The organism is Pseudomonas sp. PS01270, from assembly GCF_029959775.1.
GTDB lineage: Bacteria > Pseudomonadota > Gammaproteobacteria > Pseudomonadales > Pseudomonadaceae > Aquipseudomonas > Aquipseudomonas atacamensis.
Genome location: NZ_JASCPT010000142.1, coordinates 1 through 12,574 on the forward strand (window position 1 = coordinate 1; position 12,574 = coordinate 12,574).

General features: G+C 58.2%; 13 protein-coding genes. 5 read left to right on the forward strand and 8 right to left on the reverse strand.

Features of this window, described 5'->3' with window-relative positions; translation table 11 throughout:
• Positions 1-125: 125 nt before the first annotated feature.
• Positions 126-356, reverse strand: coding sequence for a hypothetical protein (locus QMX86_RS24625; protein WP_071172961.1), 231 nt, complete (start codon positions 354-356; stop codon positions 126-128).
• A gap of 91 nt (positions 357-447) precedes the next feature.
• Complete coding sequence (locus QMX86_RS24630; RefSeq protein WP_056788733.1) at positions 448-1,161, reverse strand: FadR/GntR family transcriptional regulator; 714 nt, start codon at positions 1,159-1,161, stop codon at positions 448-450.
• A 354-nt stretch (positions 1,162-1,515) separates the two neighbouring features.
• Between QMX86_RS24630 and QMX86_RS24635 the strand changes: the two genes are divergently transcribed.
• Both QMX86_RS24635 and gudD read left to right on the forward strand, forming a co-directional pair.
• Positions 1,516-2,862, forward strand: a complete 1,347-nt coding sequence (locus QMX86_RS24635) for an MFS transporter (RefSeq protein ID WP_282386508.1) — start codon at positions 1,516-1,518, stop codon at positions 2,860-2,862.
• A 25-nt stretch (positions 2,863-2,887) separates the two neighbouring features.
• On the forward strand, positions 2,888-4,231 hold the full coding sequence (gene gudD, locus QMX86_RS24640; RefSeq protein WP_282386510.1) for a glucarate dehydratase: 1,344 nt from the start codon (positions 2,888-2,890) through the stop codon (positions 4,229-4,231).
• A 151-nt stretch (positions 4,232-4,382) separates the two neighbouring features.
• Here gudD and QMX86_RS24645 read toward each other — a convergent pair whose 3' ends face one another.
• The gene (locus QMX86_RS24645) at positions 4,383-5,255 is read right to left on the reverse strand and encodes a LysR family transcriptional regulator (RefSeq protein ID WP_282386512.1); all 873 of its coding nucleotides are present in this window, start codon (positions 5,253-5,255) and stop codon (positions 4,383-4,385) included.
• Positions 5,256-5,414: 159 nt separating this feature from the next.
• On the opposite strand from QMX86_RS24645, the gene ampC reads away from it, so the two are divergent.
• Positions 5,415-6,581: a class C beta-lactamase gene (ampC, locus tag QMX86_RS24650; RefSeq protein WP_282386514.1), complete on the forward strand. Its 1,167-nt coding sequence runs from the start codon at positions 5,415-5,417 to the stop codon at positions 6,579-6,581.
• 97 nt (positions 6,582-6,678) lie between these two features.
• Here ampC and QMX86_RS24655 read toward each other — a convergent pair whose 3' ends face one another.
• Both QMX86_RS24655 and QMX86_RS24660 read right to left on the reverse strand, forming a co-directional pair.
• Positions 6,679-6,945: a hypothetical protein gene (locus QMX86_RS24655; protein WP_016775363.1), complete on the reverse strand. Its 267-nt coding sequence runs from the start codon at positions 6,943-6,945 to the stop codon at positions 6,679-6,681.
• Between the two features lie 16 nt (positions 6,946-6,961).
• On the reverse strand, positions 6,962-7,291 hold the full coding sequence (locus tag QMX86_RS24660) for a DUF6124 family protein (protein ID WP_282386516.1): 330 nt from the start codon (positions 7,289-7,291) through the stop codon (positions 6,962-6,964).
• 480 nt (positions 7,292-7,771) lie between these two features.
• Here QMX86_RS24660 and QMX86_RS24665 point away from each other — a divergent pair, with 480 nt between their 5' ends.
• Together QMX86_RS24665 and QMX86_RS24670 are read left to right on the forward strand one after the other, a co-directional pair.
• Positions 7,772-9,139: an AAA family ATPase gene (locus tag QMX86_RS24665; RefSeq protein WP_282386518.1), complete on the forward strand. Its 1,368-nt coding sequence runs from the start codon at positions 7,772-7,774 to the stop codon at positions 9,137-9,139.
• Entirely contained in the window at positions 9,132-9,761 is a 630-nt protein-coding gene (locus QMX86_RS24670; RefSeq protein WP_282386519.1) for a retron system putative HNH endonuclease, read from the forward strand. Before QMX86_RS24665 ends, QMX86_RS24670 begins: the two co-directional genes overlap by 8 nt.
• Before the next feature lie 66 nt (positions 9,762-9,827).
• On the opposite strand, the gene QMX86_RS24675 is transcribed toward QMX86_RS24670, so the two are convergent.
• The 3 genes from QMX86_RS24675 to QMX86_RS24685 form a co-directional block, all read right to left on the reverse strand.
• Positions 9,828-10,391, reverse strand: coding sequence for a DUF4174 domain-containing protein (locus QMX86_RS24675; protein ID WP_282386521.1), 564 nt, complete (start codon positions 10,389-10,391; stop codon positions 9,828-9,830).
• Between the two features lie 186 nt (positions 10,392-10,577).
• Positions 10,578-11,363, reverse strand: a complete 786-nt coding sequence (locus tag QMX86_RS24680; RefSeq protein ID WP_071172964.1) for a sulfite exporter TauE/SafE family protein — start codon at positions 11,361-11,363, stop codon at positions 10,578-10,580.
• A 150-nt stretch (positions 11,364-11,513) separates the two neighbouring features.
• Positions 11,514-12,263, reverse strand: a complete 750-nt coding sequence (locus QMX86_RS24685) for a hypothetical protein (RefSeq protein ID WP_056788708.1) — start codon at positions 12,261-12,263, stop codon at positions 11,514-11,516.
• Between the last annotated feature and the right edge of the window lie 311 nt (positions 12,264-12,574).

The following is a 12,574-nucleotide window of genomic DNA, read 5'->3' on the forward strand; positions in this document are numbered from 1 at the left end:
TAATCTGCTGTGAAGTCGATGCCGTCTTCGCGAGCAGGCTCGCTCCCACAGGGAGTTTGTGTCATCCACTGTGGGAGCGAGCCTGCTCGCGAAGAGGCCGGCCCACTCAATGAATAATCCAGACCTCAGCGCATATCATCCGACAACGGTGTCGGCTCGTCCGCCGGCGGTACATCCTCGTCATCCGGCGGATCCTTCCAGTCATCCGGGCGGTCGGCATCGCTCAGCGGATCGCGCCCCGGGTCCATGCCCGGCGGTGCATCGTGATCGCTCAGGGTCGGCTCGTCGGTGCCGGATACGGGGCGGGTCTGGTCGGTGGGCGCCATGCCACCGGGAACAAGCGAGTCATCAGCCATGCTGCACCTCACAATACTGGCCCGGATTATCCGGGGCCTATTACTTGGAAGCGCGGGTGCTAAGGGCGTGCGGTAGATCAGACCAGCGGCATCAGCCTTGGGCGGTAAAGCGATCGCGACTGTTGGTCAGGTGCAACCACATCGCGGCACGGGCGGCATCGGCGTCCTGACGCTTGATCGCATTCAGAATCGCCTCGTGTTCCAGATTGGCCAAGTGGCCGAGCTTGCTCAGATCCGCCGCGCCGCGCTCGGCGGCATTGAGCCGATTGCGCGGGATCATCGCACTGCCCAGGTGCTGCATGATCTCGCTGAAACAAGCGTTGCCGGTGGCCTCGGCGATCAGCAGATGAAAACGCCGATCGGCCTCCACGCAGCTGTCGTTGTTCGCCAGCAGCCGTTGATAGTCATCCAGCGCCTGACGCATCTGCTGCACCTGCTGCTCACTGCGCCGCTGCGCCGCCAGCGCCGCCGCTTGCGTCTCCAGGCCCATGCGCAATTCGAGAATGCTGCGCACGCCGAGCGCCGTATCGACGTTCAGGCGCAGGCCCTGCTCCGCTGCACGCTCGATCACGAAGGTACCGATGCCGTGGCGCGTCTCGACCAGCCCCGAGGCCTGCAACTTGGAAATGGCCTCGCGCACCACCGTGCGGCTGACGCCGTGCTCCTGAACGATGGAGTTCTCCGACGGTAGCTTGTCACCGGGCGACAGTTGTCCGAGCAGGATGCTCTGGGTGAGCTTTTCCACCAGGTCATGAGCGAGGTTGTGCGTGCGTTTGCGCGCGGGCGCGTCGAGGTCTTCTTGCATGATCGGTTCCGGTGATCGGGGCTTGCCGATCGTAGCACTGCGGGATGACGGTTGAGATGGATTTTAGCGGTCGATGGGTCGTCAGCTTGTATGACAACACTCCATTACCTCGAATATTTTCGATAGCCAGCCATCACGCATCATCATTCATATCTCAAAAAGGCGCTGCGCTCGACTGGCGAAATGTTCAATGAATACGAGCTAGAATCCGGTTTTCGCATAAAAAACCGAACAATCAGAAGAATTTGATCGCCCTCCCCACTTGTAGGACAAAAAATTACAGTTGTATGATGTCTAGCAACAACGCAGCACCCAGTCCTACCCGCATAAAAATAATCAGTGGGAGAAACATCAGTGAAAACCTCCGTCTCCGGGATGCAGGACAGCGTCGATCCGACGCTCGCCTCAGCCATCTCCAAAGTCAAACGCCACGTCCTGCCGCTCTTCGTGATCATGTTCATCGTCAATTACATTGACCGGGTGAACATCGGCTTCGTCCGCACCCACATGGAAACCGATCTGGGCATTGGTGCTGCCGCCTACGGCTTCGGCGCCGGGCTGTTCTTCATCGGTTACGCGCTGTTCGAAGTGCCGTCCAACATGCTTTTGCAGAAAGTCGGCGCGCGGATCTGGCTGACCCGCATCATGTTCACCTGGGGCATAGTCGCGGCCTGCATGGCCTTCATTCAGAACGAAACCCACTTCTATATCCTGCGTTTCCTGCTCGGTGTCGCCGAGGCCGGGTTCTTTCCCGGGGTGATTTATTACTTCACCCGTTGGCTGCCCGGCGTCGAGCGCGGCAAGGCGATCGCGATCTTCCTCAGCGGCTCGGCCGTGGCCTCGCTGATCTCCGGTCCGCTGTCCGGCCTGCTCCTGCAGATCAATGGGCTGGGCATGCACGGCTGGCAGTGGATGTACTTCATCGAGGGGATGTTCTCGGTGTGCCTGTGCGTGTTTGTCTGGTTCTGGCTGGATGCCAAACCCCACGACGCCAAATGGCTGAGCCGCGCCGAACAGGATGCGCTGGTCAGCGCCATCGACGACGAGCAAAAGGCCCGCGAAGCCGCGACGCCGATCCGGCCGTCGCTGGGCAAACTGCTCAAGGACCGGCAGATCATTCTGTTCTGCCTGATCTACTTCTTCATTCAGCTGACCATTTACGCGGCGACTTTCTGGCTGCCGAGCATCATCAAGAAGATGGGCGAACTCAGCGACGTGCAGGTCGGCATGTTCAACTCGATTCCATGGTTGCTGTCGATCGTCGGCATGTATGCCTTCGCCTCGCTGTCGGCGAAGTGGAAACACCAGCAAGCATGGGTCGCCACTGCCCTGTTGATCGCCGCAGCGGGGATGTTCATGTCCACCACTGGCGGGCCGATCTTTGCCTTCGTCGCGATCTGCTTTGCGGCACTGGGTTTCAAATCCGCCTCGTCGCTGTTCTGGCCGATTCCCCAGGCTTACCTGGATGCACGCATCGCGGCGGCAGTGATCGCGCTGATCAACTCAGTGGGCAACCTCGGCGGCTTCGTCGCGCCAACCACCTTCGGCCTGCTGGAGCAGCACACCGGCTCGATTCAGGGCGGCCTCTATGGTCTGGCCGCGACCTCGATCATCGCCGCAATCATCGTCTTCGCCGCGCGCACCACGCCCAAACCCGCTGCTGAAAAGGCTGTGGCCGACGCCGCGCCGAAACACGCCTGACTACGTCTCGACAAGGAAAACAATAATGACTGTTCATGACACCGCCAAAGCTCCGATCATCACCGACATGCAGGTCATTCCGGTGGCCGGTCACGACGGCATGCTGCTCAACCTGAGCGGCGCCCACGGGCCGTTTTTCACCCGCAACATCGTCATCCTCAAGGACAACGCCGGCCATACCGGCGTCGGCGAAGTGCCCGGTGGCGAGCGTATTCGCCAGACACTGGAAGACGCACGCAATCTGGTGGTCGGCAGCCCCATCGGCACCTACCAGAAGATTCTCAACCAGGTGCGCCAGACCTTCGCCGACCGCGATGCCGGCGGCCGCGGCCTGCAAACATTCGACCTGCGCATCACCATTCACGCGGTCACCGGCCTGGAGGCCGCTCTCCTCGACCTGCTCGGCCAGCACCTCGACGTGCCGGTGGCGGCGCTGCTCGGTGAAGGTCAGCAACGTGACGAAGTGAAGATGCTCGGTTATCTGTTTTACGTTGGTGATCAACACGAAACCGATCTGGCCTATCGCAGCGAACCGGACGCCGACAACGACTGGTTCCGTGTGCGCCACGAGAAAGCCATGACCGCCGAAGCAGTCGTGCGTCTGGCCGAGGCGGCGCACGCCAAGTACGGTTTCAAGGATTTCAAACTCAAGGGCGGCGTGCTCAGCGGCGATGCCGAAATCGAAGCGGTCACGGCACTGGCCGAGCGCTTCCCTCAAGCGCGAATCACCCTCGATCCGAACGGCGCCTGGTCGCTGAAAGAGGCGATTCGTCTGTGCCGCGATCAGCACCACGTACTCGCCTACGCCGAAGACCCGTGCGGTGCCGAAAACGGTTATTCCGGGCGCGAAGTCATGGCTGAATTCCGCCGCGCCACCGGACTGAAAACCGCGACCAACATGATCGCCACCGACTGGCGTGAAATGGGCCACGCGATTCAGTTGCAGTCAGTGGACATCCCGCTGGCCGACCCGCACTTCTGGACCATGCAGGGTTCGGTACGCGTCGCGCAGATGTGCCACGAGTGGGGCCTGACCTGGGGTTCGCATTCCAACAACCACTTTGATATTTCCCTGGCCATGTTCACCCATGTCGCCGCCGCCGCACCCGGCGAGATCACCGCCATCGACACCCACTGGATCTGGCAGGACGGCCAGCGTCTGACCAAGGCACCGCTGCAAATTGTCGATGGTCTCGTGCAGGTGCCGAAAAAACCCGGGCTGGGCGTGGAGCTGGACATGGATCAAGTGGCCAAGGCCCACGAACTTTACAAAGGCATGGGCCTCGGCGCGCGGGATGACAGCGTGGCGATGCAGTTCCTGATTCCGGGGTGGAAATTCGATAACAAGCGGCCGTGTCTGGTGCGGTAAGAAAAATCGAGGATTAAAGACCGGCCCTGTAATTCAACTGATAAACCTGTGGGAGCTGGCTTGCCAGCGATAGCGGTGGGTCAGCCAGCACCAATGTTGGCCATTGCGACCCCATCGCTGGCAAGCCAGCTCCCACAGGGAATGAGGTGAATCAGGCAGAAACTTGCAGCAACCACGCCTTGAACGCTTTCATCGCCACCGTTTCCGCTCGCGACTGCAACCGCGTCAGCCAGTAACTGCCGGTGGTGATCTCGATCGCAAACGGCTGGCAGATCGCATCTGCCGCCAGCTGCCGGGCGAACATCAGCGGCGGCGCCAACGCCACGCCGCCGCCCTGCAATGCGGCCTCCATCATTGCCAGCGACGAATCGAACACGATGCTTTGCGGTGGCGCGGCCTGCGTCGCCAGGCCCGCTGCGTGAAACCACTCCGGCCATTCATCGGTGCGATAGGAACGCAGCAAGGTCTGCTGCAACAGGTCCGCCGGCTTGTGCAGTTGCCGGGCAATCTCCGGCACGCACAATACCGACAACGGCGCATCGAGCAAGCGTGTCGCCTCGATGCCATGCCAGGCGCCAGCACCGAAACGAATGGCGTAATCCAGTCCCTCCGCCGCCACATCCACCCGGTTGTTATTGGTCGACAGACGTAAATCTATAAGCGGATGTTTCCCCCGAAAGTCCGCCAGCCTCGGCAACAGCCAGCCCACGGCAAACGTGCCCACTGCGCCGACCGTCAACATGTCGCGATACTGCCCACCGGCCAGACGCTCGAGCATCTGCGCGATGTGGTCGAATGAAGTGCTGAGCACCGGCAGCAAAGTCTCGCCTTCACTGGTCAGCATCAGCCCACGGGGCAGGCGTTTGAACAGGGTCAGGTTGAGTTGCGCTTCCAGGCTTTTGACCTGATGGCTCACCGCCGCTTGTGTCACGCACAACTCGACGGCAGCACGGGTAAAACTCAAGTGACGTGCCGAGGCTTCAAATGCGCGCAGAGCGTTGAGCGGCAGTTGCGGTCGAATCATGCGTTGCCTCAAATTTTTCTAATGGCTCATGCGAGTTTTCATCGTTTGTCGAGGGCCGGCGAAGTGCCTAAATTGGCCGCGCTGATCGGCCGTCCGATGAAAAATCACCCGCAGTGTAGCGGGATACACCAATCGACACTCATGGAGAGTGATTCAATCATGTGTTCCTTAAAACCGAGCAAGGTCTTTTCCTACAGCGCTTTCGCACTGTTCTTCGGCAGCGTTGCCTGTCATGCCGCAACGCCGACGGATGCGCAATTACAGGCTCTGGTCAGCCAAGCCGTCACCCCGGCGATGCAGCAAAACAACATCCCGGGGCTGACGGTAGCGATCACGCTGAATGGCCAGGCGCATTACTTTAACTACGGGGTCGCCGCTAAAGACACCGCGCAAAAGGTCAGCGAAAACACCCTCTTCGAAGTCGGCTCGGTGAGTAAAACCTTCACCGCCACCCTCGCCGGTTACGCCCAGGCCACAGGCAAACTCGACCTGTCGAGCAAGGCCAGCCAACTCTGGCCGGAGCTCAAGGGCAGCGCCTTCGACAACATCAGCGTGCTGCAACTGGGCACCTACAGTGCTGGCGGACTGCCGTTGCAATTCCCCGCTGAGGCGGATTCTTCCGACAAGATGCTCGGCTATTACCAACAGTGGAAACCGCAATTTCCCGCCGGCAGCCATCGCCTGTATTCCAACCCGAGCCTGGGCCTGTTCGGCTACCTGACGGCGAAAAGCCTCGGCCAGCCGTTCGACTTGGCAATGACGCAAACCCTGCTGCCGAAACTCGGCCTTCAGCACACCTTCCTCAGCGTACCGTCAGCGCAGTCGAAGCTTTATGCCCAAGGCTACGACAGCGCCGACCAACCGGTACGCGTCAGCCCCGGCGCCCTCGACGCCGAAGCCTACGGCATCAAAACCAGCGCCACCGACCTGCTGCGTTACGTCCAGGCACAGCTGAAACCGGCCAGCCTTGCGCCTGATCTGCACAAAGCCATCGCCAACACCCACATCGGTTATTACCGCGTCGGCGACATGACCCAAGGCCTGGGCTGGGAACGCTACGCCTACCCGATCAGCCTGGAAAAACTGCAAAACGGCAACTCGACCCCCATGGCCATGGAACCGCACAAAGTCGAGTGGCTGACCCCACCGCAAGCTGAACCGGCCAATGTGCTGTTCAACAAAAGCGGATCTACGCGGGGCTTTGGCGCGTATGTGGCGTTCGTGCCGTCGCGGGACATAGGCATCGTGATTCTGGCCAACAAGAACTACCCGAATGCCGAACGGGTGAAGATTGCGCATGAGATTTTCAGTCAGTTGACCGAATAAAGATCAAAAGATCGCAGCCTGCGGCAGCTCCATTGACCGAGTGAAAACCCGATCCTGTAGGAGCCGCCGCAGGCTGCGATCTTTTTCGTTTCAGCGCTTAAAGCTGCGCCTGCAAGCGCCAGCCAATGACATCCATCAAGTCACAGCTATCGCGCAACGGAATCGCCAGCACCCGGGCGAAATCCTGCAACAGCAATGCATCGTGTCCCTTGCCCTCGTCCAGCGAAAGGCTCTCCATCAGCTGCGTCACACAGCGCAAGCGGTAAGCCGCGGTGCCGTGCAACACGTCAATGGGGGCTTCGCTGTCGATCAGCACACAGGGAATTTTGCAGTCGATCCCGGTGATCGGTATGTAGCGCGCCATAGTAGAACCTTCCTGTTCAATGTTGAGTCGCCGTTGCGGGTGAATCGAGATTGTCCAACGCGCGGTTGACCAGCAGTTCTCCGACTACCGCCAATTGCTGGATCGACAACGTCAGGCTGCGCTGCGCACCGCTCAACTCGCAGGCCAGATCGGTGGTCAGTACGTTCAGTGAGGCAAGGGTTTCGCAGGCATGGCTCAGCAGTGTCGCCGTGTCGATGTCGGGGAGAATGGTGAAGACGTGGCTGATGGGGTCGGGTTGGCCGGGGTGGCGCAAACGCGGGTTATTGGAGTTGAAGGAGCTTGAATCCATGGGGGATTCGGGGGGATTTGGAGTGTGTTTTTTCATAAATAAACCCTCGGGACATTTAAAGAAAAAACTGCCGAACTCACTTCCACGAGAGGGTGGCAGCTTTGCGCAGGTGTGGAAGTCCGGGGAAACCCGAGGAACCCGGTGCACTCGAGAGTGCTCCTGCGCATAGCTGCCATAAGCAAACAATGTTGGCATAAAAACCACCAACATGTGTTTACAGGCGCAATGCGCGCTCGGGAATCACCGGACTTCCACATCCGACCACTGTGTTTTTCAGCGGCCAAAAGAGGTTATCCCCCTGCGCCACAACGCACCAGTTCACCACGGCCGCCGCGTCTTGCAGGAAAAATCCACAGAGATTGAAGGCGATTTGTGTCAGACATTTCGGCAGGCACATGCTGCAACGAGTTTTGATTAGCGGATAAATTCGTTGTATCTACACTGATCGATTCAATCCGGGGACGGTGATGACATAATGCGCATAACTTCATATCGACAGAATCTAAGGGTGACGCATTGCAAGTTTTCAGCCTAAGCCTTACCGATGTCGGCCGGTTCGCCGATCTGACGATCTACTTGGCACCGACCTCCAAGAATCCATCCAATGTGACAGTGTTGGTGGGGAACAACGGGGCTGGCAAAACCACGGTTTTGAAATCGCTTGCGACATCCTTGAGCTGGCTGGTCGCCAGGATCCGTTCCGAAAAAGGTGTCGGAAGTCCCATAACTGATGATGTTATTCGTAACAATAGTTCTATTGCGATGATTAACGTCGCTGTGATCGACACATGCAATGCGCAGTCCGAAACACTTGAGGAATGGGCAAAAGAAATTTTGTTTAGCTGGACAGTTGCCCGCGGCAAAAGAGGACGAAAGTCTGCGTCTCATAGCGTGTTGGCGGACGCTACCTTAGTAGCCGATCACTATCGCACTCAACTTTCAGGCGACGACAGCGCTTCCCTACCACTGATTGCCTACTACCCAGTTGAACGCTCCGTTCTTGAAATACCGCTAAAAATTCGCACCAAACATTCCTTTGACCAACTCGATGGTTACGATAACTCACTCAACAGAGGCGTTGATTTTCGCCGTTTTTTCGAATGGTTTCGCCAGCGCGAAGACAGTGAGAACGAGACAGGTATTTCAGATACCGCACTGACCGAAATTTCTGAAATATTCGGTTCAAACAGTGACGTATGGAAGACTCTTGCCGAGTTAAGGGCATCCACCAGAGATCGCCAATTAATAGCGGTACGCTCAGCCATAAGCGCATTTATGCCTGGCTTTAGCAATCTGCGCGTCAAACGCAAACCACGACTACACATGGCAATAGATAAGGACGGCGTCACTCTAAACGTCGCCCAACTCTCTCAAGGTGAGAAATCGATAATGGCACTCGTCGGCGATATTGCTCGTCGTTTGGCGATGATGAATCAATCGATGGAAAACCCACTGCACGGTGACGGCATCGTGCTCATCGACGAGGTCGATTTGCACCTGCATCCGAAGTGGCAACGCAGCCTGATCCGTCAGTTGAGCGAAACGTTCCCGAACTGCCAGTTCGTACTAACCACGCACTCCCCCCTCGTCATCAGCGATGCTAAGGAGGTGCTGGTTTACGTACTCAACGACGGCGAGCTTCAAGAACACAACGGCCTTTACGGACTCGACGCCAATCAGATACTGCTGGAAGTCATGGACACTGACATCCGCAACAGCGACGTGCAGAAGCGCCTGAATCGGCTTCTGAAGGAAGTACAGGACGGAAATCTGGACGAAGCCAAATTGCTGTTCGCTGAGCTTTCCTCAGAACTCCCCGAAGGTCATATCGAGCTAACGAAAGCCGCTCTGCTGATCCGCAAGCTGGAGTTGCGTCGTGCGTAAGATAATCAAAGGAGCTGAGCCGGATTCATTTGCGAAATGGAAGCTGAAAAACAAGACCGCCACCTACCCTGACCTTCCGCACGAAGAACGTCAAACCGTCAGGGCCGCTTGCGTCACCGAGCAGTTCGGGCTGTGCGCTTATTGCTGTCAGTCCATCACGGTCGATGGCTCCCACAATGAGCATGTTGAAGCTCAGAATCGCGTCCACAACCGCACTTTGGATTTCACCAACATCGTAGCCAGTTGCGAGAATCGCCCTCATTGCGGGCACGGTCGAGGAACGCAGCCGCTGGGGCTGACTCCTTTCATGGATGAGTGTGAAACCGAACTCAAGTTTTACCTTTCAGGCTTGGTCGCGGGAAAAACTGCACGCGCAAAAGAGGCCATAGAAACTTTGAATCTGGGCCACACCGAAGAGAGCAACCGCGCTCTTATCGGCAGAAGAAGAACCTTGGTTGAAGCGCTGATTTATAAGGTTGGGGTCCAACCCGGCGAATTGCCGGAGATTGAGGATAAGGAAATACTCGACCTGCTCCTGGATGATTTACTTCTGCCGAAAGCGCAAAAGCTCGAACCCTTCTCGCCCGTGCTAGTAAATATCATCCGCCAGATGCCAGCGTAAAAAAGGGGCGAGAAGATAACTCTTCTCGCCCCTTTTTACGCTTATAAAACATCTCTCAAAAACCGATCAATCATCCGGCATCTGCGGCGGTTTGCTCGGTTTCGCCGGTTTGCTGCCCTTAGCGCCTTTGGCCGGTTCCGGCTCGGTGGCGGCAGGCGTTTGTGCGGCGGCGGCCGCAGCGGCGGCTTCTTTTTCGGCCAAGGGCATGGCGTCGATGGTTTCGAAGATTTTTGCCAGGCTCAATGCCTTGGCTTCGTCACCCGAGGCGGAGAGCTTGGTTTCGCCGTCCTTGCCCACCAGGAACACTTTGGGATAAGCGCCAGCGCCGAGCTTCAGCGAGCGCAGCAGGGCCATGGTGTCCTGCTGGCCCATGTCCTTGCCGTCGAGCTGTCCGGACATGCTGAGGATGGTGTAGACCTTGATGTTGCGGTCGGTGACGCCCTTTTTGTTGGCCGGGTCTTCCAGTGACTTTTTCAGGCTCAGCCACACCGGGTCGACGGTGCTTTGCGCAATCACGATCAGCGGGCGGGCGCGGCCCACGTCCCCGGCCAGGGGTGAATCGCTGTCGGCGGCGAACAGGGGGCCAGCGATTGCCAGCAAGAGGGTCAGGGTCAGGGACCTGATGAGCATGCGCATCTCCTTTTGATATCCACGCACTACTGATTGCGCATCGTGGCGATTGTTCCGGCGGCGTCTGGCAAAAAGGCATTGCCCTGTCAGAAGCTTAGGTCAGGGAGAACTTTGCGCAACATGACGCAAGCGATCATCGGCACATCCCTACGGCCGCTGCATTGGAAGTGTTTGCTCCAGACTGAATCAGAACGCCAACTTATAACCAATCAACACCAGCATCGTCGCCAGGCACGGGCGCAGGACTTCGTCGGAGATGCGTCCGGTCAGGTGGCTGCCGAGCCAGATGCCCGGCAGCGAGCCCATCAGCAGGAAGCCCAGCACGCCCCAATCCATGTTGCCCATGCTTGCGTGGCCGAGGCCGGCGACGAGGGTCAGGGGTACGGCGTGGGCGATTTCGGTGCCGACCAGGCGGCGGGTTGGCAGTAGCGGGTAGAGGATGAACAAGGCGACGGTGCCCAGTGCGCCGGCGCCAATCGAGGTCAGGGCGACCATGGTGCCGAGGATCAGACCGGTGATCACCGTCATCACGTTAAGCCGCGAACCGCTCGGGTTATAGTTGCCGCCGGCGCGTTTGTGGGCGAATTCGAGCAAGCGTTTCTTGAAGAAGATTGCCAGGGCAGTGGCGAAGAGGACGAAGCCGAGCGCCTGTTTGATGATGGCGTTCATCGCGTCCGGCGCGGTGTGCAGGGTGCTGAGGAACCACAGGGTCATGGCCACGGCTGGCACGCTGCCGAGGGTCAGCCAGCCGGTGATCGCCCAGTCGATGTTCTTGTTCTTCCTGTGAACGAGGACGCCGCTGGATTTGGTGATCGCAGCGTACAGCAGATCGGTACCCACCGCCGTCGCCGGGTTGATGCCGAACCACAGCAGAATCGGCGTCATCAACGAACCGCCGCCGACACCGGTCATGCCTACGATAAACCCAACCACCAGCCCGGCAATCACCAGGCCGAAATTTGCCAATTCCATTCAAACGTCCAGAAAACGACAGGAAAATCTGGCCCGCAGCATAGCGATTTTTCTTATAACCACATATATCGATGCGGTCTATCGTTATGCCATATCGAATTCACCGCAGATCCCACAGTGGATCTTTGCGCTTCAGCAAACCTGCAAGGCTCACTGCACCGGCAGGAAATTCAAGAACAGCAGGCTCTGCGCGTAATTCAGGCCGATCCTGCGATAGCGCTCATCGAGCATCTGCGTGAGCAGGTCCAGGCGCGCGACGATTTTGCTGAATTCGGTGGCGAAGCTGAGGTTGCTGCCCTCCTCCGAGATTTCGTTGGAGAACAGCAACGGCTGGCCTTCCTTGTTTTGTCGTTGCGACAAAATCCACATGGCTTTTTCGATGTTGCGCGCGGCGTTGTGCACGAACGTCGGGTTGATCGCGTCGGTCATGTAGAACTCGGTGCGATTGCCGTGGGCGGTAACCAGCATGCTGCCGATTGCATAGATGAAGGCGCCGACGCGGTCGCCGAGGAATTCCGGGCTCATCGCATAGCTCAGCGCCGCCAGGTCCTTACGCCCGCCCAGCACGGGCAACGGCTGCTGTTGCTCGACAGCGAGACGCACCTGTTTCACGGCGGCGTTGACGGTGAGGAAGCCGGATTTGCGCAGTTCTTCCGGGTTGCGCAGGTAGAGCTTGCCCATCAATCGATAGAGGCTGTCGAGGTTGTCGCGCATCGCCAGGGTGGCCATACGGTCGACGCTGGTCTGCAGAAATTCCTGCGGCTGCCCTTCTCGTATCTGATTGAAAAATCCATTGCCGTTCTGGTGGCTGCAGCCGCTGAGCAACAGCGACAACAGGCAGGCCAGCAGCAGACACGGGCGGCGGTGAGCGACGGTGATCAGGGCAAAAACACTCGGCATGAAATCTCGGACAGGCACATTCCTGTGCGGCGGGGGTCACCGCATCCTGGCCATGCATAGAGCCGCCGATTGCGAAAAAGTGCAGTGCCCGGGCGGTGAGCCGACCTTCGGCGCTTTTCGCCATATCAATTAGTCGGACTTTATATTTGCCAACAGCGGTAAATCCGCTATAAATCTTCTCTCTCGACTCAAATAGCATGACTAGTGACATGTAGGAGCTGCCGAAGGCTGCGATCTTTTGATCTTGCTTCTAAAAATCAAGATCAAGATCAAGATCAAGATCAAGATCAAAAGATCGCAGCCTTCGGCAG